The organism is Clostridium sp. 16K-1-R1, from assembly GCF_023921145.1.
GTDB classification, from domain to species: Bacteria; Bacillota; Clostridia; order Clostridiales; family Clostridiaceae; genus Sarcina; species Sarcina perfringens.
Genome location: NZ_CP046515.1, coordinates 1,454,843 through 1,475,883 on the forward strand (window position 1 = coordinate 1,454,843; position 21,041 = coordinate 1,475,883).

A 21,041-nucleotide genomic window follows, 5' to 3' on the forward strand; every position below is an offset into this window, starting at 1 on the left:
TTAGGTGTAATAAATAAAGTTAGGTTACAATAATATTTTATTTTTTATTTAGTTGAAGATTTCCAATAATGAACAAAATCCTCAAGGATTTTTCTAAGTACAGTTCCTATTTCTGAATAAGCATCATCATCTAAATTAGCTAAAGATATTCTTACTGACCATTCAGGCCCTTGGAATCCACCACCGCTTAATAAGACAATAGATGATTCCTCAGCTAATTTATATAAAACATCTACAGGTTTATAATTTGATTCTAAATAATTTGCAAATTCAGGACCATAATTTTTAAGAGCCCATTGCAATAAATCAAACTCAGCATAATATGATGCATCATATGGATTTTCTTTAATCGGTAAGTCTAGTCCTTCAAATAATAATTTTTGACGTCTGTGGCATATATCAATAGTTTGATTTTTATATGTATTTTCTTTATCAACTAAAGAGAATGCAGAAAAGAAGGCCATTTGTACTTGTTGAGGGGTTGAAAGCCCAGCAGTGTGATTTAGTGCTACTTGGCGGCTATCAGCAACTATTCTATCAATAAATGGAATTTTTTCTGGGTCTGTTGATAGAGACTCATATCTTTTATTTACCATTTCCTTTTTCTCACTAGGCAGTTCACTTATTAGTTTATCAAATATATTATCTTCATAAAGGGCCAAGGTACCAAGTCTCCAACCAGTTACTCCAAAGTATTTAGAATATGAATAAACACCTATGGAGTTATTAGGAAGATCAGCCACTAATGATTGAAACTTATTAACGAAGGTTCCATAAACATCATCAGAAATTATCATTAAATTTGGATTATAGTTAGTAACTATATCCTTTAAAAGCTCCTTACTTTTATCATGAATGGCCATAGAAGGAGGATTGCTTGGGTTAACTAAAAATAAAGCCTTTATTGATGGATCTTTTAATTTGTTTAATTCCTCCTCTGGATACTGCCAAGTATAGCTTCCTTCTTCATTTATTTCACTAGCATGAATATATATACTTTCTAAATCATATCTAGGGAGTTGAGGAATTTCTAAATAAGGAGTAAAAATAGGTGTCATTATAGCTATTTTATCTTTTCTTTGAAGTAACTCATTTGCTATTAAGGAATCAAAAATATAGCACATAGCGGCAGTAGCACCTTCAACAGCAAAAAGTTTGAATTTTTTTGAAGGTGGAAGATAGCAAAGTTCTTTTAAAATATAATCATGAACTATAGATTCTATATGAGGAAGCATTCTATCTGGATAGGGATAATTATCTCCAATGATTGCATCACATAATTCATAGAGGAAATCATCAGGATTAAATCCTTTTTCATTTATGCCATAATCAATTATTTGTTCTAATAATTCAATGGCTGGAAAATTTTTGTTTTCTTCTAGAAAATTTAAGAATCTATTATATATTCCTTCTTTATGAGGAATTCCAGCTAAATCACAAGATTCAAAGGTTCTTTTTGTTTCAGATACAGCAAAATGACCAAAGGTAAAAAAGGCATCACGTGGCGTAGATGCTGTCCAGTTAGGATTTCCACGTCCAGCATCTAAAAGAATATGGGCACTTTTTTTGTCCTTAGCTAAATCTATTAATTTATTTTTAAATTCAAAGGGACTTATTTTTCCATATATTTTTTTTAGTTCTTCTAATTGTAGATTTTTATTTGTCATTGTAATTCCTCCTAAAATTGTGCTTAGTCATAGTATAGGTATAAAGAGGAATTTCTATAATAATAAAATAAAAAAGGGCATGTATCAAAATAAGTTTTATTAGTATATTTGATACAGCCACTTTTTAGTGATTATTTATTTGACATTGCTTGAAAAATTTCTAAGAAAAATTCTTCAAGTTCATTTATTTTCTTTTCAAGGTTACATACACGTTCTTCTAAAGATTTATCCCTATTACTTTCTAGGGAATCAGAGTTTATATTTTTTATAAAATCTGAATTAAGTTTTAAATCTCTAAAGTCTTTTTTTAAGTCTTCTAAGGAATATTCATTTGAATTTAAAAAGTTTATTTCATTTAAGTCAAAATCTACTTTAGGAATTCTTCTTCTACCTTTAAAGTTTTTAGGTATTTTTATTTCAAAAGGTAACTTGCTTTCACTGTTAAGACCATGAGAAGTTGTTTCTATTTCATCATTAACAGGAAGTTTTTCTATAGCAACTTCTTCTAATATAGTACTATTTGTAGCTTTTATGTTGATTTCTTTCTTATTAAAATTATCAGTATGTTCTATCTTAGAAGAAGGTTTATTTTCTTTCTTTTTAATTAAAAATATTTTAGAAAAACTATTTTTAAAATATGAAATCATCCTTTTAATTAGAGTTTTCTTTTTCTTCTTTTTTCTTCTAGCTGTTCTAGATACTCTAGGAATTTCTAAAGTCATACTTTGAGAAGTTTTAGTATTATCCTTTGAATTATCTTCCTTAGTAACACTAACTTTTTCAGATGTTTTAATTTCAGGTAATAATATATTAGTAGTTTCAATATCTTTTACGTTTAATTTTTCATTTATAGAATCTATTATAGATTGAACATCCTCACGTTCTGGTGTTTTAGGAAGGGAGGATTTACTTGTTTCAACTGAAGGCTTTATATCTATTGAAGTAGATTCTTCTTTATCCTTTTTAAAATAACCATCTGTACTATCAAAGAAAAAACCTTCTTCATTCATAAATTTTATTATATCTTTCTTTTGTATATCTATTTTTTTTGAAAGCTCTTTAAGAGAAATTCCATCTAGAACTAAAGAGTTATTTATTAATTTAACCTTATCTGAATTGTTCATATTTTTAAAGCTTATTTTTTTGTTACTCATAATTTCTCACCCTTAATACAAATATAAATTATGTCAATAGTAATGTGAGCTTTGCCATATTACAAAAGTTTCTAAAAATATTATAAAATAAAAACGAAGAATTTGAAATATATTACAATTAAAATAGGGAAAAATTTCAAAGATTTTTACATAATATATATAATTTTTATATATATTATAATTTAATTCTCATTTAATGAAGAATTTAGTAAGAAAGATTGTTGCTAAAAAATAGATACAAATGTAAAATAATATTAGAAATAAATTAAATCAAATTAAAGTTATACTAAAAAGGAGAATAAACATGAATATAGATGAATTAACAAAAAGAATAAATGAATTACACAAGAAGCATAAAGAAGAGGGTTTATCAGAGGATGAACACAAAGAAAGAGAAGAACTTAGAAAAGAATATATAAATAGATTCAAAAGCAACTTAAGAGAACAGTTAAAAGGAATTGAGCCGAAAAATAAGAAAAATTAAGGGTGATTTATGTGGGTGTTACAATAGAGAAGTTAATAAAGGATTTTAGTTTAGAGGTAATTCAAACTGGCGAAGAGAATGTCCCTATAAATGTTAGTGATGTAAATAGACCAGGATTACAATTAGCTGGCTTTTATAACTATTTTGCTCCAGAAAGAATTCAAGTTATAGGGAAAGCAGAATGGAGCTTTTTAGAAGATATGTCTCCAGATCTTAGGAAGAAAAGATTAAATAAATTTTTTTCCTTTGATATATCTTGTCTTATAATAACTAGAGGTTTAGAGATACATGAGGAACTTTTAAAAGCAGCTAGAAAGAGAAACTTATGGATTCTTAGAAGTGACATGGTAACTACTAAGTTTATAAGTAAAATCACTATGTATTTATCAGATAAAATGGCTCCTGAAACAAGATTACATGGGGTTCTTGTTGATGTATATGGTATAGGAATGTTAATCACAGGGGAAAGTGGTATAGGTAAAAGTGAAACTGCCCTAGAACTTATTAAAAGAGGACATAGATTAGTAACAGATGATGCTGTTGATATAAAAGAAATAGATGGAGATTTAATAGGTAGATCGCCAGAGATAACTTTTGGAATGCTTGAAGTTAGAGGTATGGGAATAATCGATGTATCAGCACTATATGGATTAAGTTCAATTTTAAATTCTAAGCAAATAAAAATAATAATTCATTTTGAGCATTGGAAAGATGATGGAGATTATGATAGATTAGGTGTAAACGACGAATATCAAGATATATTAGGTGTTAAAGTTAAAAAATTAAGGGTTCCAATAAGACCTGGAAGAAACATAGCAGTAATAATAGAAGCTGCCGCAGCTAATTATAGATATCAACGTATGTCAGACATTTCACCAGTTGATATAATTGAAAAAAGAATGCTTGAAAGTATTGAAAAAGAGAGTAAAATTTAATAAAAAGTATAAACTATAACCATATCAGAATTAAAGGTGATGATATGGTTATATTTAATATTGAGGAAAATTTTAAAGTAGTTGAAGAATGGAAAAAGGATGAGTTTCCAGCATGGATTTTAATGGAAGAAGATGAAGTCAATCTTTTAGAAAAAATGTTTTCTTATGAGTGTATAAATGAATGCATTGACTATAAACAGGAACAAAGAATAGACTGTTTCAAGGATTATACATTTATTTTAATTAATATAATAGAGCAAGTTGAAAAGCAAATTATCTCTAAAGAACTTGATATATTCTTAGGAAAAAGTTTTATAGTTACTGTTTATAAGAGTAATATCTCACTTCTATATGATTTAATTGAAGACATAAAGGAAGAAAAGAACTGTCAGTTATTTAAAGTAGATAAGAGTCCATCTATTATTCTTTATTACATTTTAGATAGGATTATAATAAATAACTATAATATAATATCTGATTTAGAGACTGAAGGAGATAAGATTGAGTTAGAAATCCTTAAAGATCCTGAAAGCAAGCATTTAAATTCCCTATTATTTATAAGAAGAGAAGCTTATAAACTTAGAAAACTTATAAAGCCAATTAGGTATATTGGAGATACCCTTGTTATAGATGAAAATGAAGTAATAGGAGAAGGGAATAAAGTTTATTTTAAAAATATAAATAGTAAAATAGAAAAGTTAATTACATCTTTAGATACCTTATCACAAGAGTTAGCAATTGTAAGAGAAGCCTATGAATCAGAACTAGCCAACAAGACAAATGAATTAATGAAGGTATTTACAATAATAACAGCAGTTTTTTTACCTTTAGAATTAATAACGGCTATATTTTCTATGAGCTTTGAATCTATGCCCTTTAAAACATGCCCTTATGGATTTTATATTTTAGTTTTTATATTAAGTTTAATGGCTATAATCTTGCTACTAATATTTAAAATAAGAAAATTTCTATAGTTTGACAAAATATTACCAAAAATATAGAATTGAATTAGAAGATAAAATAGATTGGAGGGCTATATTATGAAAGATGTAAAAGTTTTAAAAAAAGAATATGAAAATGCTTGGACTAAATATGAAGAGGCAGATTTAAAACAGGTATTTTCATTAAGTGATAGATATAGGGAGTTCATGTCAGTTGCTAAAACTGAAAGAGAATGCGTTAAGGTTTTAGCTCATATGGCAGAAAGTAAAGGGTTTAAAAATTTTTATGAAGTTATTAAAAATGGAGAAAAAGTGACAGCTGGGGATAAACTTTATTCTATAAACATGGATAAAACAATAACTTTAATAAAAGTAGGTTCAGAACCATTAGAAAAGGGATTAAGAATAATAGGAGCTCACATAGATTCTCCAAGAATGGATGTTAAACAAAATCCATTATATGAAGATTCCGGATTAGCATTATTAGATACTCATTATTACGGAGGAGTAAAAAAATATCAATGGGTAACTATACCTCTTGCAATACATGGAGTTGTTGTAAAAAAAGATGGAACTAAGGTAGATATTAAAATAGGAGAAGATGAAAATGATCCTGTTTTAGGAATTTCAGATCTTTTAATCCATTTATCAGCAGATCAATTAGATAAAAAAGGAGCTAAAGTAGTAGAAGGAGAAGACCTAAATATTTTAGTTGGAAGTATGCCATTAAAAGGAACTGAGGAAAAAGAGGCTGTTAAAGCTAATATATTAGTTTTATTAAATGAAAAATATGGCATAACTGAGGAAGATTTTGTATCAGCTGAGTTAGAAGTAGTTCCTGCTGGTAAGGCAAGAGATTATGGATTAGATAGAAGTATGATTTTAGCATATGGTCACGATGATAAAATATGTGCATATACTTCAGCAGAGGCTTTAATGGATTTAGAAAATGTTGATAAAACATGTGTAGCATTATTAGTTGATAAAGAAGAGATAGGTAGTGTGGGAGCTACAGGAATGCAATCAAGATTCTTTGAAAATATAATTGCAGAACTTATGGATAGAAAAGGAGAATATTCTGAATTAAAACTTAGAAGATGTCTTCAAAATTCAATGATGTTATCAGCTGATGTTACTGCAGCTTTTGATCCAAACTATCCTTCTGTATGTGAAAAGAAAAACACAGCTTATTTTGGACATGGAGTAGTATTTAGCAAATATACAGGAGCTAGAGGGAAAGCAGGTTGCAATGATGCTAATGCAGAATATATAGCTCATTTAAGAAATATAATGGATAAGAATGGTGTTGTATGGCAAACTGGAGAGCTTGGAAAAGTAGACCAAGGTGGGGGTGGTACAATCGCTTATATATTAGCTCAATACAATATGGAAGTTATAGATTGTGGAGTAGCATTACAAAATATGCATGCGCCTTTAGAAGTAGCATCTAAAGCAGATTTATATGAAACTAAAAAATGTTATAAGGCATTTTTTGAAGAAGCATAATTAATCAGTTAAGAAAGGCTGTATCAAAATATCTAATCTAATATATATGATTTAGAGTATATTAGATATATTTATGGTACAGTCCTTTTTATATTAAAATAATTTGTTTGATAAGGATTTATATATGAATAAAGTATTAAAGGGGAATTTAATTTTTTTAAGTTTTATATTGTTAGTAACATTAATTTTTATAGAAAGATATAATGGTGAAAATATTCTTTTAATTTTAAGTTTGATTTTTTATCTTGAAATAATATTTATAACAAGGGAATTTCTTAAATACATAAACTTAGGTCAAGCTATAAAAAATAGGAGTATTTTTAGTAGAGAACACAAGAATAAAAATAAATTTATTAATAAAGTTTTGTTAGAGGAGAAATTAGACCCTCTAAGCAATGTATTTACTAGATTTGAATTTAAAAATAATATTAAAATGTGGAAAGGAGAATATACACTTTTCCTAATTGATTTAAGAAAATTTAGTTTGATAAATGATGCTTTAGGCAGAGATAAAGGAGATGAAGTTTTAAGGGAGTTTGGTAAGGGATTAAATAATATATCAAAAAGCTTAGCTTCTAAAAATTTATATGGAGTATATGGAGGAGAAGAATTTTTAGTTGCAATTAATAGTAGAAATAAAGAAGATATAATAGAAGTTTTAAATAAGCTAGATAATTTGAAAAAAATAAGATTAAATAGCCTTAATAAAGAAATTAAAATGGAATTTAATATAGGATATTCTATAAATTTAGGAAATAAGAGTTTTGAGGAAATAATTGAAGAAGTGTTTTTTGCTAAGGAAAGAGCTAAAAAAGAAGATTTTATATATGTTATAGAATATACGGAAGAACTAAGGAGTATAAGAAAAAAGAATAATTTAATAATAAGAGATATTAAGGATTCATTGATAAATAAAAAGTTATATACTGTTTATCAACCTCAAATATCATCCTTAGATGATAAAATAAAAGGTTATGAGACTCTTATACGATGGAATCATGAAACTCTAGGCTCTATATCAGCTAGTGATATAGTTAAAACCTTAGAAGAAATAGATGCTATTAAGGATTTAGATTTATATGTTTTTGAATCAACCTGTGAATTTCAAAGTAGGTTAATTCAAAATAATATTGAGTTACAATGTTCAGTTAACATATCAATAAACACCTTAAAACATAGAGGGGTAGGATCTAATCTTTATAAGATAAGTAAAAATTATAACCTTAAACCAGAAAATATTACCTTAGAGATTTTAGAGAATTCTGATTTAGAGGTTAGCGGAAATGCTATAAATGAAATTATTAATCTTAAAAAATATGGATTTAAAATATCTATAGATGATTTTGGAAAGGGATATTCATCTATAAATAGAGTATTAAAGATACCTTTTGATCAAATAAAAATACCAAAGGACTTTATATCAGATATACCTAATAGTAAATATATAGCCATAATAAATTCAATTTCAAATTTTGCTAAGACTTTAGGAGCTGAACTTGTTATTGAAGGTGTTGAAAGCAAAGAATACTATGATTTTTTTAAGTTATTAGATTTTGATGTTATTCAGGGTTTTTATTTTTCAAAAGCATTAAATGAAAAAGAATTCTTAGAATATGTAAATAATTTAGGTATAAGTGTGTCAATATAGGATTATTTAAATTTATAAAAGTTAATTTATTGTTTAATTTAAGTTATTATTTCAATATGTTCTTATTTAGGATATAATTAATTGTGTAAATGTTTAAAAAAGAAAGGAAATTTTACGAAAATAAATATAGTTACTTTGTTTGTTTAGGGAAAAAAAGGGGAGAGTCAAATGAAAATAGCATTAATAGCACATGATAAGAAAAAAGAAGAAATGATAGAGCTTGCAAAAGATTTTGAAGATAAGTTAAGTAAACATATACTTGTTGCAACAGGTACTACAGGACTTAAAGTTATGCAAAATACATCTTTAGACGTTAAAAGATGTAAAAGTGGCCCACTAGGGGGAGATCAAGAAATAGGAGCAATGGTAGCAAATCACGATGTTGATATGGTAATTTTCTTAAGGGATCCATTAACAGCTCAACCTCATGAACCAGATATTAGTGCATTACTTAGACTTTGTGATGTTTACAAGGTTCCACTAGCTACAAATACAGAAAGTGCTAAGCTTATAATGGCTGATATTTAGTAAAAATAAAGCTAAATCACCTAATTTTTATTAATCTAACATCATGATTACATGTTTGATCATGGGATTATATTAATATAAAATTAAGGTGATTTTTTTGTTAGAAAAAGATTTTTCTTATTTTTTTAGATAATAACCATAAAATCATGCTAAGAATATAATAAATTGTAGAATATTATAAAAGGAAGCGATTATATGCATGATTGGAGTATGTTAAAGAACTATAGATTATGGTTAGCTATCTTTGCTTTAATACCTTTAATACTTGAAGGGTTCAATTTGAGCATTTTGCCGTCAAATTATAATGAAATAGTAACTTTATTTTTATCAATATTAGTTATGGGAGGAATATTAAATAATCCTAATCCTGATAAGGTAGAATTGAAAGAGAATAAGGGATCAGAAAATTGCACAAAAAAATAACTAGTTCAGAGGGAGAAGAAGAGAAGAAATAGTAATAATCCATTGAATTTAAATTTTTGCTGTATTAAAATTAAAGTATCAGAAGTAATGTGTTGAAGAATAGGAGATGTTTTATATGGCAAAAGAAATAATAAAAACAAACAAAGCACCAGGTGCAATTGGACCTTATTCACAAGGAATAAAAATAGGAGATTTTGTTTATACTTCAGGACAAATTCCACTAAATCCTGAAACTGGAGTAATGGCAGGATCAATTGAAGAACAAACAGCTCAATCTTTAGAAAATGTAAAGGCTATCTTAGAAGCTGCGGGAACTTCTATGGATAAAGTAATAAAAACCACAGTATTCTTAAGTGATATGAATGATTTCGTAAGAATGAATGAAGTATATGCTACTTATTTTACAGAAAATCAACCAGCAAGAAGTGCTGTAGAGGTTGCTAAATTACCTAAAGATGCTAAAATAGAGATTGAAGTTATAGCTACTTTAAAATAGTTTCTATATCTTCATAATTAGCAAGATAGGGGAGATTTTACTTATGAATTATAAGACTACAGGAGTTTGTGCTAAGGAGATTAATTTTGAAATCGAAGATAACAAAATAAAAAGTGTTAGCTTTGTAAATGGATGTCCAGGAAACTTAATGGGAGTTTCTAAGCTTGTTGAAGGAATGGAGGTTGATGAAGCTATTTCTAAATTAAAAGGAATAGATTGCAGAGGAAAAGGAACATCTTGTCCAGATCAACTTGCAAAAGCTTTAGAAGAATATAAAAAAAGCTTATAACAAGCACAAAGAGCATATAGTTTAAGTAATTTTTGCTTAAGTTTAATATATTTCTTTAAATAAAAAAAGTGACTATATAAAATTTATATAGTCACTTTTTATTTTATTTATAGTAAGTCATTTGATAAAGCAGCTGCTTTAGATAGCTTATTATCTATTGCTATTATTATTTGTCCTGCCTTAGAAATATCACCAACTATAATTCCTCCAACTAAGATGTTATCTTTGAAGAATAGTTTAGTATATTGACCTTTTGATTCATCTTTAGAACTTATTTTTTCATAAGAAGAATCGTTAAATCTTATTAAACCAGCTGAGAATACATGAGTATTTAAAGCATCTAATATTATAGATGGTGTAAAGTTTTCAAATACTTTTTCTACTCCTGTTACATTTGCACCAGCAGTTTTACCCATTTCTATAGCAGCAGGCCAGTTTCCGTAAACAAGACCATTAAATTCAGCTACATCTCCACAAGCATATATGTCTTTAATACTTGTTTCCATTCTTTCGTTAACAATAACACCTCTGTTGCATTCAATTCCAGTTTCTTTAGCTAATTCTATATTACTTCTAATACCTGTTGAAACTAGAAGAATATCAGCATCTAAAGTTTTTCCGCTCTTTAAGTTTAAAGAAGTTAATTTTCCATCTTTAGCTATTATTTCAGCACATTCCTCTGATGTTATGAATGTTATTCCGCAATCAGAAACTTGATTTCTAAAGATATCAGCACCTTCTTGATCTAATTGGTTATTCATAAGATTTGGTAAGAATTCAACTACTGTAACATCTAATCCAGCAAGTTTCATTTCCCAAGCTGCTTCTAATCCAAGAGGACCAGCACCTATAACAACAGCCTTCTTAGCTTCTTTCATTTCTTCTTTAACATCAAAAGTATCTTTTAAATCTTTAATAGAGTAGATACCTTTAAACTCATGAATATTTTCACAATTTAAAGTAACTTCTTCATTATTATTTTTAACTTTAAATGGTGGAATAAAGTTATGGCTACCATTAGCTAATATAAGTTTAGTATATGGTATTTCAGTACCATCTTTTAAGATTACTTTTTTAGCATCTTTATCTATAGAAGTAACAGTAACTCCTAGTAATTCTTCTATATTATTTTCTTTGTACCAAGAAGATTTAGCTAAGTAGAAAGTATCTAAATTCATTTCTTCATTTAAAAGATCTGAAAGATTTGGTCTTGAGTAAGAAGATACTTCTTCACTTGAAAGTAATTTAACAGAAGCTGTACTGTTTATTTCTCTTATTGTTTTAGCAGCATAGAATCCAGCAGCTCCATTACCTATAATAACGAAGTTATCATCAGTATCATTCTTTTCAAAAGTAGCCATTTCTACTTCTATAAATTGTTCTTTTCCAGCTCCACAAACAGGGCAAACTTCAGGACATACTGGACTTTCGAATATTTCACCACAAACTAAGCATTTCCAATATCTTGTTTTACCATTTCCAGTTAATACTTCTTTAGTTTCTGTAGCATTATTTGGAGCATAATCAAGTTCCTTTTCTCCAAACATAGTTCTTGAGAAATCTCTACCAAATTCAAAAGCTTCTTTTAATTCAGTTGTTGATGGTTTAAACTTAATTCTTAAACCAGGTCCAAATATATTCATTTTTAATTCTTTTAATCTAGCTTCTATTCTTGGAACAGCTTCACCACTCCAACCAAATGAACCAAAGGCTGCAGCATATTTTCCACCATGAATAATAGGGTTTAAGTTAGCTAAAAGAATTCTAATAGGAGGTAATAATTCTCCAACTATTGTTGGTGATCCAAATAGTATACCATCTGATTCTCCTATGTCAGCTAATACATCTTCTTGCTTGCTATAAGTTAAATCATATAATTTAACTTCAACATTGTGCTCAGATTGTATTCCTTTAGCTATTTCTTCAGCTAATTCTTTAGTATAACCATAAGCTGATACGTAAGGAATAGTAACTTTCTTATCTCCATTTATTTTAGGTTTTACTGGAGTACTCCATTCCTTATAAGTATTTATTATCTTCCAAGGATCTTGTCTAAGGATAGGTCCGTGACCTGGGCATACAAGTTCTATATCTAAATCTTTAATCTTATCTATAGCTTTTAAAACATATGGTTTGTATGGTCCAAAGATACAATCATAGTAGTATCTTAAGGCATCTAAATATTCTTCTTCATTAGGAACTAAGTCATTAAATATTTCTTCACAAGAATAGTGGCTTCCAAAAGAGTCACAAGTTATTAAAGCTTTATCTTCTGGAATATAAGTGTACATTGAATCTGGCCAATGTAAAAATGGTGCAGAGATAAATTGTAATGTTTTGTTTCCTAATGAAATTGTGTCATTGTCTCCAACAACTATATATTCAAAATCTTTATTAACTATATCTTTTAAGAATTCTATAGCTTGCATTGAACCTATAACTTTAGCTTTAGGAGATAATTCAAGTAATTTTTCAACAGATCCAGCATGATCAGGCTCTGTATGATCAACAACTATGTAATCTATTGATTTAGGATCAATACCTAAGCTATTAAGTTTTGATAAGTAATCATCAAAACATTTTTCTTTTACTGTTTCAAATACAGCTATTTTTTCACTACCTTTAACGACATATGAGTTATAAGTAGTTCCATAAGGAGTGTACATAATAATATCAAAAACTCTTAATTCAGGATCTAAAGATCCAACCCAATAAATATCTTTTTTTACTTCTAAATAATTCATAAAAACACCACCTAATATATGTTAAAATTATAACAATCAAAATCAACTAATATTAATTATTAATTAATACCTACAATTAAATTATATTCTTTTTCATTGAAATGTAAATACTTTTTTTAATAAAATATTAAATTATTTGAGATTATAAAAAAATAATGGTAATTTGGCAGTTAAACCATATTACCATTATTTTAATCATTAATATTATTTTTTATTACAATTATATTTTTTTAGAAATTTTTCAAGATATTCTTCTGGCATACTCATGCATCCAACATGACCATGTCTTTCATCTCCTTCATGATCTCCATGAAAATCTGAACCACATGTTATAAGAAGATCATGATGAACAGCATATGAAATAAAGAAGTCAGTATCTTTTTTAGTATTTTGATAGTAAATAGCTTCTATACCATCAAAAGGAAATTCCATAACTTCTTGTACAGGAACTCTTTTTATAAGCTTTGGATGAGCAAGCACTGTTATAGCATTATTAGCTTTTAATATATTTATTCCTTCTTCTACAGAAATTTTTTTGTTAGGAACATAAGCTGGGCTATCATTTCCTATGAAGTTATCAAATATATATTCCCAATCATAAGGATAACCAGCTTCTATTATGCATTGAGCTATATGAGGTCTAGCAACAACACCTTTTCCCTTTGCTAAGACATCTTTATAATCAAGTTTAATATTAAAATATTTTTCTAAATTAGCTACGATTTTTTTTGCTCTACCTATTCTAGAATCCTTTAATTCATTTAAGAACTTTTGAAAATCTTCGGATTTATAAGAATCATCTCTAAAATATCCTAGTACATGAACTGTAGACCCCTTATGCTCACAACTAAGTTCTATTCCAGGAATAAATTGAATATCTAGTTCTTTTGCGGCTTTCTTTGCTTCATCAAGACCAGAAGTTATATCGTGATCTGTTAAAGCTATTAAGGATATACCTGCTTTTTTAGCTTCAGCAATTACCTCTTTTGGAGATAGTGTTCCGTCAGAAGCTAATGAGTGACAATGAAATTCTGCATTAATATTAATAGTAAACCCTCCTTTAAAACTGAAAAAATCAATGTATGTATAATAATTATTTGAATAATATTGTTAATTTTAAAAAATTTGTAGTATAAATATTTTAACACATAAATGAGAATAAAATAAATTAATTTTTAACTTTAAATTAAGTAATAACAATACTTAAGATTATTAATTAGAAGATTCAAATATATAAATGGTATAAAATTCATATTTTTTTTTAGGTGTTTTTGATATAATGATTTTAAACTAAATATTTTAGAGGTGAATTAATGTTTTTAATGATAGATAACTATGATTCCTTCGTGTTTAATTTGCTTAGGTATTTTAAGGAATTAAATGAGGATATAAAGATAAAGAGGAATGATAAAATAACTATAGAAGAAATAAAAAGATTGAATCCAAAGGGAATAATAATATCTCCAGGACCTAAAGCACCTAAGGACATGAAAGAATGTTTAAATATTATAGAGGAATTTAAGGGAAAGATTCCTATTTTAGGTGTATGTCTTGGTCACCAATGTATTGGATATTCCTTTGGAAGTAAAATAAAAAAAGGGGATTTCCCAGTCCACGGAAAAGTGAGCAAAATAACTCATGACGGAAAAGGGATTTTTAAGGGAATAAAAAATAATATAAATGTAACTAGATATCATTCTTTAGTAGTTGATAGAAATTTTTTAGGAGAAGATTTAGAGATAACTGCCTTAAGTGATGATGGGGTAGTTATGGGAATAAGGCATAAAAGGTACAATATAGAAGGAGTACAGTTTCATCCAGAGGCTGTTTTAACTGAATATGGCTATGAAATGCTTAAAAATTTTATTGATAATGCTAGGAAATTTAATATTATAGAAAGGTGAGTAATTTGAATTTTGAAATTAAGGAAATAGAAAATAAGCTTAAGCCACATGAAGTATATTCTTTATTTAAAGATGAAATAAACAGTATATTTTTAGATAGTTCAAAGGAAGATAGCGAATTTTCTTTATATTCATTTATAGGATTAAATCCTTTTAAAAAGTTTAGCTCTAAGGGAAATGAGATTTTTATAGATGAAAAACTAGTCTTAGGAGATCCTTTTAAAAAATTAGAAGAGCTTATTTTAGAATATAAAATAAATTATAATAGTGAGATACCTTTTTTAGGAGGTGCTATGGGCTATTTTTCTTATGATATAGGAAGAGTTATTGAAGATATGCCTAAAAGTGCTAAAGATGATGTGTGTATTCCAGATAGTTATTTTTTATTTTATGATAATGTAATAATATTTGATTTGAGAAATCAAAAAACATATATAACAGCCCTAGGAATTAAGGAAGAGTCAGAAAAAAGTATATCTAAGATTTATGAAAGAATAAAAGATAAGTATATAAATTTAAATATCAGCTTAGATAAAAATACTGAGTTTACTTCAAATTTTTCAAGAGAAGAATATATAAATTCAGTAAAAAAGGTTAAAGAGTACATAAAAGAAGGGCATACATATATTGCAAACCTAACACAGAGATTTTCCTGTGATTTTAATTCTGATCCTTTTGATACATATATAAGTTTAAGAAGTATAAATAAAGCCCCTTTTTCCTGTTATTTAAATTTAGAAGGTTTTCAAATTATAAGTTCTTCTCCTGAAAGGTTTTTAAAGGTGTTTAATAATAAGGTTGAAACAAGACCAATTAAAGGCACAAGACCAAGAGGAAAAGATAAATTAGAAGATGAAAAGAATAAAAAAGAACTTTTAAATAGTGAAAAGGATAAGTCAGAGCTTTTAATGATTGTTGATTTAGAGAGAAATGACTTAAGTAAGGTATGCAAACCTTTTTCTGTTAAGGTTACAGAATTATTTAAATTAGAGGAATATGCTACAGTATTTCACTTAGTTTCTACAGTTATAGGAGAACTAAAGGAAGATGTTAGTTCTGTAAAATGTATAAGAGAATGTTTTCCAGGAGGTTCTATAACAGGCGCTCCTAAAATAAGAAGTATGGAGATAATAGAGGAACTAGAAGGCCTTAGAAGAGGGATTTATACTGGGGCCATAGGTTATTTTGATTTAAGAGGAAATTGTGATTTTAATATAGTAATAAGAACTATATTAACAAAAGATAATAAGGCCTATTTTGGAGTAGGTGGAGGCATAACTATTGAATCAGAAGAAGAGATGGAATATGAGGAAACTTTAGATAAGGCAAAGGCTTTAATGAGAGTATTATAATTAGGTTGTGATATAAAGTGATTTATATAGGAGAAAATAAAAAAGGTTATAGTATGGTTGAAAAATGTTCACTTACCATAGATTCTTCTGTTTTTTTTGGACGGGGAATTTTTGAAACTATACTTGTATTAAATAATGGAGTGTTTTTAAAGGAACATCTAGAAAGACTAAAAGATGGATGTTTAAATTTAAATATTCCTTTTAATATTAATGAAGAGGAATTAAGAGAGTTTATTAAAAATGAAAAAATAAGAAATAAGGCTTTAAAAATAACTCTTACTGAAAAAAATATAATTTATTCAACTAGAGATATTCCTTATGGCATAGAAGATTACAATAGAGGATTTTCTCTAAAACTTAGTGAAGTAAGAAGAAATAGAACCTCTAAATTAACTTATTTAAAGAGCACTTGCTATATTGAAAATATTATGGAAAAGGAAAAGGCTAAAGATGAAGGCTTTGATGAAGTGATATTTTTAAATGAAAGAGAAGAGCTAACAGAAGGGGCTACTAGTAATATATATTTTATTAAGAATAATAAGATATGTACTCCAAAGGTTAGCTGTGGTCTTTTAGATGGAATAATTAGAGGATGGATAAAGAATAACTTTCAAGTTGAAGAAGGATGTTATAATATAGAAGACTTAAGAAATAGTGAAGGGATTTTTATAAGCAATTCTCTTCTTGGAATAATGAGAGTAAGTCAATTTGAAGAAGAATTTTTTGGGGAAAAAGATTTAATAGAAGAAATAAAAAGTAAATATGAAAGTTCTATTATAAGCTTTTAAATATGGAGGGCAAAATGATCGATAAAGATAAGATAAGAGAAGGAATGAAACTAATACTTGAAGCAATAGGAGAAGATATTAATAGAGAGGGCTTAATAGAAACTCCAGATAGAATTGCAAGAATGTATGAAGAAATATTTTCAGGAATAGGAATGAATGCAAAGGAGCATTTAAGTAAAACTTTTGAAGTTCATAGCAATGATCTTGTTTTAGAGAAGGATATAACTTTCTATTCTATGTGTGAGCATCATTTAGTTCCTTTCTATGGGAAAGTTCATATAGCATATATACCAAATGGAAGGGTTGTAGGTTTATCTAAACTTGCTAGATGTGTTGAGGTTTATTCAAAAAAACCACAACTTCAAGAAAGGCTTACAACGGAAATAGCTGATTCTATAATGGAATACTTAGATGCACAAGGTGTAATGGTAGTTGTAGAAGGTGAACATATGTGTATGACCATGAGAGGTGTTAGAAAACCAGGTGCAAAAACAGTAACAACAACTTATAGAGGAAAGTTCTTAGAAGATGAAAGCTTAAAAAATGATGTTTTTAGAATGATTTCTATGTAGATCTTAATTCTTTGAGGTGTTTATTATGGAGAGAATAAATAAGATACTTAATAATAGTAAGTATAAAGACTATTTAAATAAGAATTCTTTCTGTGAAAAGGATAGGATTTTTTGTAAACATAACTTAGAGCATTTTTTAGATGTATCAAGAATTGCCTACATAATGCTCTTAGAGGAAAATATGAATGTATCTAAGGAAATTATATATGCAATAGGACTTCTCCATGATATAGGACGATGGGTAGAATATGAAGGTGGAGAAAAACATAATAAAGCTTCTTATAAATTGAGTTTGGATATTTTAAAGGAATGTGATTTTAATAAAGAGGAAATAGAGATTATTTTAAGTGGAATTTTAAATCACAGAAATAGTGAAGCAGAAGGATTAGATAAAATTATTTACTTAGCTGATAAAAAATCAAGAAGCTGTTTTTTATGTAATGCTGAAAAACTTTGTAAGTGGAGCAAAGAAAAAAAGAATTTAGACATAATTATTTAAGGGGGAACTTTTGTGAAAATAGGAAATAAAGAGTTTGAAATAGGAAAAAGAACATACATAATGGGAATTTTAAATGTAACTCCAGATTCATTTTCAGATGGTGGAAAATATAATGATATTGAGTTAGCATTAAAGAGAGCTGAGAAGATGATTAATGATGGTGTTGACATAATAGATATTGGAGGAGAGTCAACAAGACCAACTCATACACCTGTTGGTGAGGAAGAGGAATTAAATAGAGTAGTACCTGTAATAAAAGCCTTAAGAGAAAAATTTGATATACCTATATCAGTTGATACATATAAGGGTAAAGTGGCAGAGGAAGCTATAAAAGCAGGTGCAGATTTAATAAATGATGTATGGGGTTTTAAAAGGGATAAATATATGGCTACTGTGGCTGCTAAATATGGAGTACCTTGTTGCATAATGCACAATAGAAATGATAATGAATATGGTGATGACATCATAGAAACTATGAAATCTGATATGGAAGAATGTATAAAGATAGCCCTAGATGCTGGAGTTAAGAAAGAAAATATAATTTTAGACCCAGGTATAGGTTTTGCAAAGGATTATGATCAAAACTTAGAAGTATTAAATAGATTAGATGAGTTTTGCAATATGGACTATCCAGTTTTATTAGGAACATCAAGAAAATCAGTAATAGGTAATACTTTAAATCTTCCAACAGATGAACGATTAGAAGGTACTTTAGCTACAACTACTCTTGGAATAATTAAAGGATGCGAATTTGTAAGAGTTCATGATGTTTTAGAAAATAAGAGAACTGCCCTTATGACTGATGCTATGGTAAGAAGATAGGAGTTAATTTTCATGGATAAAATTATTATTAAAGATTTTGAGGTTTTTGGTAATCATGGAGTCTTTGAAGAGGAAAAAAGACTTGGACAAAAATTTGTTTTAAGCATAGAACTTTTCTTAGATACTAGAGAGGCTGGAGTTACTGGAGATTTAAGTAAATCTGTTCATTATGGAGAACTTGCACATAAGGTTGAGGAAGAGTTTAAAAAGCAAAGCTATGATTTAATAGAAACTGCAGCAGAAAAATTATGTGAGTTTATATTATTAGAATATCCTCTTGTAAAAAAAGTGAAGGTTTCCTTAAAGAAGCCATGGGCACCTATATTAAGAAGTTTAGATACTGTATCTATAGAAATAGAGAGAGGATGGAATGAGGCATACCTTTCATATGGGTCTAATATAGGAGATAAAAAATATTATATAGAAGAAGCTTTAAATGAAATAAATAAGGCTTATCATACTGAAATTATAAAAAAATCTAATTTAATTGAGACAGAACCTTGGGGATATACTGAGCAGGATGAATTTTTAAATGGTGCTTGCAAAATAAAAACTCTTTTAAACCCTAAGGAATTAATAAAGTTTTTATTAAGTGTAGAACAAAAGCTTAAAAGAGAGAGAAAGATTAAGTGGGGTCCTAGAACTATAGACTTAGATGTAATATTTTTTAATGATTTAATAAGTGAAGATGAAGAGATCATACTTCCACATCCAAGAATGCATGAAAGAAGTTTTGTTTTAGAGCCATTAAATGAAATTGCTCCATATAAGATTCATCCCTTATATAGAAAGCGTGTATTTGAACTTTTAGAAGAATTAAATAAAAATAAATAAATATAAATAATTTATTCTTAATAAAGATATAGAATTTAGTAATGATTTATACTAAATCCTATATCTTTTTTTATTGTTTTTTATTAAACACATACTGGCAAAATGGTTCTAATTTAAAGGAATTAGGAATATCTTTTAAACTTAAGTAATCCTTCCTTACATCACTATCCCAAGGATAAAGGGTTATTAAATCATCTCCGTAAATATCTATTACATACTTTTCACTATTTAAATCTATAAAAATTTTATATAAGGGTTTATTAGGTAAAGCTTCCTCATTTATAAAGTTAGAATCTTTTAAGCTTTTTAATAAGTCATCAATAATTCTTACATCTTCATTATCAACAATTACTTCACTATAAATATTCATATCTAATAATCTGATTTTTATATTATTCTTAGAAACTAGTTCACTTAAATTTTTAGTGTGATAGTTTAAAGAAGGTTTTTCCTTAGAAGGAATATTAATTTTAGAACATGAAATTAAAAGAAGAGAAAAACATAGGGTTATTAAAAATATTTTAGTAATTTTTTTCATCAAATTTATCACCTCCTTCAGTTTAATTTATGAAACTTATGTTTTTAGTAGAACTTTTTTTAAGAAAATGAATAATATATATTACAATTGTCCTTAGAATTAAGGTGGTGATTTATAGTGAAATATGCATTAGATATAAATGACTCCTATTTAAGAAAAGTATTAATAAAAAAATTAAAGGAAGAAGGAGATCTTACTATAGATTGTTTTAATGAAGAGTGTTGCTTAGGAGAAAGTTTTTTTAAGAAAGTTTTATTATCTAATAATACAAAGGCAGATATATTTATAAGAATAACTAAGAGCATAGGAGAAGATAAGAGAATAGAAATTTTAGGAGATGATCAAATTCTTAGGCGTGTTGTATCCTTAAACTTAGAAGATATGGTTGATTATATAGGCCTTTCACAGATAAGTATCAAAAGTGGAAAAGGATTATATTTAGTAAAGAATTTAGACTCTTTATGCTTAATTATAAATATAAGTGATACTGAAATAGATAGTATAAATAAAGAAAAATTAGCAGATGCACTATATAAAATAATTAAGGAAGTAAGCTAATCTTATTTCTTTAATTAATAGGTTTAGTTATCCATATTTTGCTTTAAGCTTTATTTTGAGTTAATATTAATTTTAAGATATATACTTAAAATTAACAGTAGTTTAAATATAGCCTTGCTTTAAAGAAGTTTTATCAAGACTTAAACAGAGAGTTTACAGTTTATTGACAGAACTTCTTTAATTATAGTTTTCTTAAGAAACTTTTTATGATTATACTAAGTAATATTATACTAAGTATTTTTAGGAATAAACTTAGTAGTAATAAATATTATTATGTTAAGTGTTTTTTAATTGATAAGATATATAAATAATATTTAAAGCTTATTATGCATATAAATCAATAAGTAGCAATATTTATG

At 27.3% G+C, this 21,041-nt stretch carries 22 protein-coding genes; 17 read left to right on the forward strand and 5 right to left on the reverse strand.

Going from position 1 to position 21,041, the window contains the following annotated elements:
- Positions 1-44: 44 nt before the first annotated feature.
- Together aspD and GOM42_RS06325 are read right to left on the reverse strand one after the other, a co-directional pair.
- Positions 45-1,667, reverse strand: a complete 1,623-nt coding sequence (gene aspD / locus GOM42_RS06320) for an aspartate 4-decarboxylase (RefSeq protein WP_057231374.1) — start codon at positions 1,665-1,667, stop codon at positions 45-47.
- Between the two features lie 131 nt (positions 1,668-1,798).
- Entirely contained in the window at positions 1,799-2,821 is a 1,023-nt protein-coding gene (locus tag GOM42_RS06325) for a hypothetical protein (protein ID WP_110077427.1), read from the reverse strand.
- Between the two features lie 304 nt (positions 2,822-3,125).
- Between GOM42_RS06325 and GOM42_RS06330 the strand changes: the two genes are divergently transcribed.
- The 9 genes from GOM42_RS06330 (at position 3,126) to GOM42_RS06370 (ending at position 10,071) form a co-directional block, all read left to right on the forward strand.
- A complete protein-coding gene (locus GOM42_RS06330) occupies positions 3,126-3,305 on the forward strand; it encodes a DUF896 domain-containing protein (protein WP_003448677.1) in 180 nt (59 codons plus the stop codon).
- 11 nt (positions 3,306-3,316) lie between these two features.
- Positions 3,317-4,240, forward strand: a complete 924-nt coding sequence (gene hprK, locus GOM42_RS06335) for an HPr(Ser) kinase/phosphatase (RefSeq protein ID WP_110077428.1) — start codon at positions 3,317-3,319, stop codon at positions 4,238-4,240.
- A gap of 44 nt (positions 4,241-4,284) precedes the next feature.
- Entirely contained in the window at positions 4,285-5,214 is a 930-nt protein-coding gene (locus GOM42_RS06340; protein WP_011590638.1) for a magnesium transporter CorA family protein, read from the forward strand.
- Positions 5,215-5,280: 66 nt separating this feature from the next.
- Positions 5,281-6,687: an aminopeptidase gene (locus GOM42_RS06345; RefSeq protein ID WP_003472255.1), complete on the forward strand. Its 1,407-nt coding sequence runs from the start codon at positions 5,281-5,283 to the stop codon at positions 6,685-6,687.
- A gap of 124 nt (positions 6,688-6,811) precedes the next feature.
- A complete protein-coding gene (locus GOM42_RS06350; RefSeq protein WP_110077429.1) occupies positions 6,812-8,335 on the forward strand; it encodes a GGDEF domain-containing phosphodiesterase in 1,524 nt (507 codons plus the stop codon).
- A gap of 168 nt (positions 8,336-8,503) precedes the next feature.
- Entirely contained in the window at positions 8,504-8,863 is a 360-nt protein-coding gene (locus GOM42_RS06355) for a methylglyoxal synthase (protein WP_003476019.1), read from the forward strand.
- 195 nt (positions 8,864-9,058) lie between these two features.
- On the forward strand, positions 9,059-9,286 hold the full coding sequence (locus GOM42_RS06360) for a hypothetical protein (RefSeq protein WP_049039177.1): 228 nt from the start codon (positions 9,059-9,061) through the stop codon (positions 9,284-9,286).
- Between the two features lie 115 nt (positions 9,287-9,401).
- Positions 9,402-9,782 (forward strand): RidA family protein, encoded by a 381-nt coding sequence (locus GOM42_RS06365; RefSeq protein ID WP_003458553.1) that lies wholly within the window; start codon positions 9,402-9,404, stop codon positions 9,780-9,782.
- 43 nt (positions 9,783-9,825) lie between these two features.
- Entirely contained in the window at positions 9,826-10,071 is a 246-nt protein-coding gene (locus GOM42_RS06370; protein ID WP_049039178.1) for a TIGR03905 family TSCPD domain-containing protein, read from the forward strand.
- A 107-nt stretch (positions 10,072-10,178) separates the two neighbouring features.
- Here GOM42_RS06370 and GOM42_RS06375 read toward each other — a convergent pair whose 3' ends face one another.
- Both GOM42_RS06375 and GOM42_RS06380 read right to left on the reverse strand, forming a co-directional pair.
- On the reverse strand, positions 10,179-12,815 hold the full coding sequence (locus GOM42_RS06375; RefSeq protein WP_110077430.1) for an FAD-dependent oxidoreductase: 2,637 nt from the start codon (positions 12,813-12,815) through the stop codon (positions 10,179-10,181).
- Between the two features lie 204 nt (positions 12,816-13,019).
- Complete coding sequence (locus GOM42_RS06380) at positions 13,020-13,862, reverse strand: PHP domain-containing protein (protein WP_011590641.1); 843 nt, start codon at positions 13,860-13,862, stop codon at positions 13,020-13,022.
- A 266-nt stretch (positions 13,863-14,128) separates the two neighbouring features.
- Between GOM42_RS06380 and GOM42_RS06385 the strand changes: the two genes are divergently transcribed.
- Genes GOM42_RS06385 through folK form a run of 7 tightly spaced genes read left to right on the forward strand, consistent with a single transcriptional unit; the run spans position 14,129 to position 19,586 of the window.
- Positions 14,129-14,719: an aminodeoxychorismate/anthranilate synthase component II gene (locus tag GOM42_RS06385; RefSeq protein WP_110077431.1), complete on the forward strand. Its 591-nt coding sequence runs from the start codon at positions 14,129-14,131 to the stop codon at positions 14,717-14,719.
- Between the two features lie 5 nt (positions 14,720-14,724).
- On the forward strand, positions 14,725-16,071 hold the full coding sequence (gene pabB / locus GOM42_RS06390; protein WP_011590642.1) for an aminodeoxychorismate synthase component I: 1,347 nt from the start codon (positions 14,725-14,727) through the stop codon (positions 16,069-16,071).
- Between the two features lie 17 nt (positions 16,072-16,088).
- Positions 16,089-16,859 carry an aminotransferase class IV gene (locus GOM42_RS06395; protein ID WP_041702656.1) on the forward strand — a complete coding sequence of 257 codons (771 nt, stop codon included), beginning with the start codon at positions 16,089-16,091 and terminating at the stop codon, positions 16,857-16,859.
- Between the two features lie 14 nt (positions 16,860-16,873).
- Positions 16,874-17,431 carry a GTP cyclohydrolase I FolE gene (gene folE, locus GOM42_RS06400; RefSeq protein WP_011590644.1) on the forward strand — a complete coding sequence of 186 codons (558 nt, stop codon included), beginning with the start codon at positions 16,874-16,876 and terminating at the stop codon, positions 17,429-17,431.
- A 25-nt stretch (positions 17,432-17,456) separates the two neighbouring features.
- Entirely contained in the window at positions 17,457-17,930 is a 474-nt protein-coding gene (locus tag GOM42_RS06405) for an HD domain-containing protein (RefSeq protein WP_110077432.1), read from the forward strand.
- Between the two features lie 12 nt (positions 17,931-17,942).
- Positions 17,943-18,752, forward strand: coding sequence for a dihydropteroate synthase (folP, locus tag GOM42_RS06410; protein ID WP_011590645.1), 810 nt, complete (start codon positions 17,943-17,945; stop codon positions 18,750-18,752).
- A 12-nt stretch (positions 18,753-18,764) separates the two neighbouring features.
- Positions 18,765-19,586, forward strand: a complete 822-nt coding sequence (gene folK, locus GOM42_RS06415; RefSeq protein ID WP_011590646.1) for a 2-amino-4-hydroxy-6-hydroxymethyldihydropteridine diphosphokinase — start codon at positions 18,765-18,767, stop codon at positions 19,584-19,586.
- Between the two features lie 70 nt (positions 19,587-19,656).
- Here the strand turns inward: folK and GOM42_RS06420 are convergent, their stop codons facing one another.
- Positions 19,657-20,127 (reverse strand): DUF4883 family protein, encoded by a 471-nt coding sequence (locus GOM42_RS06420; RefSeq protein WP_025647813.1) that lies wholly within the window; start codon positions 20,125-20,127, stop codon positions 19,657-19,659.
- A 114-nt stretch (positions 20,128-20,241) separates the two neighbouring features.
- Here GOM42_RS06420 and GOM42_RS06425 point away from each other — a divergent pair, with 114 nt between their 5' ends.
- A complete protein-coding gene (locus GOM42_RS06425; protein WP_003477720.1) occupies positions 20,242-20,682 on the forward strand; it encodes a hypothetical protein in 441 nt (146 codons plus the stop codon).
- The last annotated feature ends 359 nt before the right edge of the window (positions 20,683-21,041 follow it).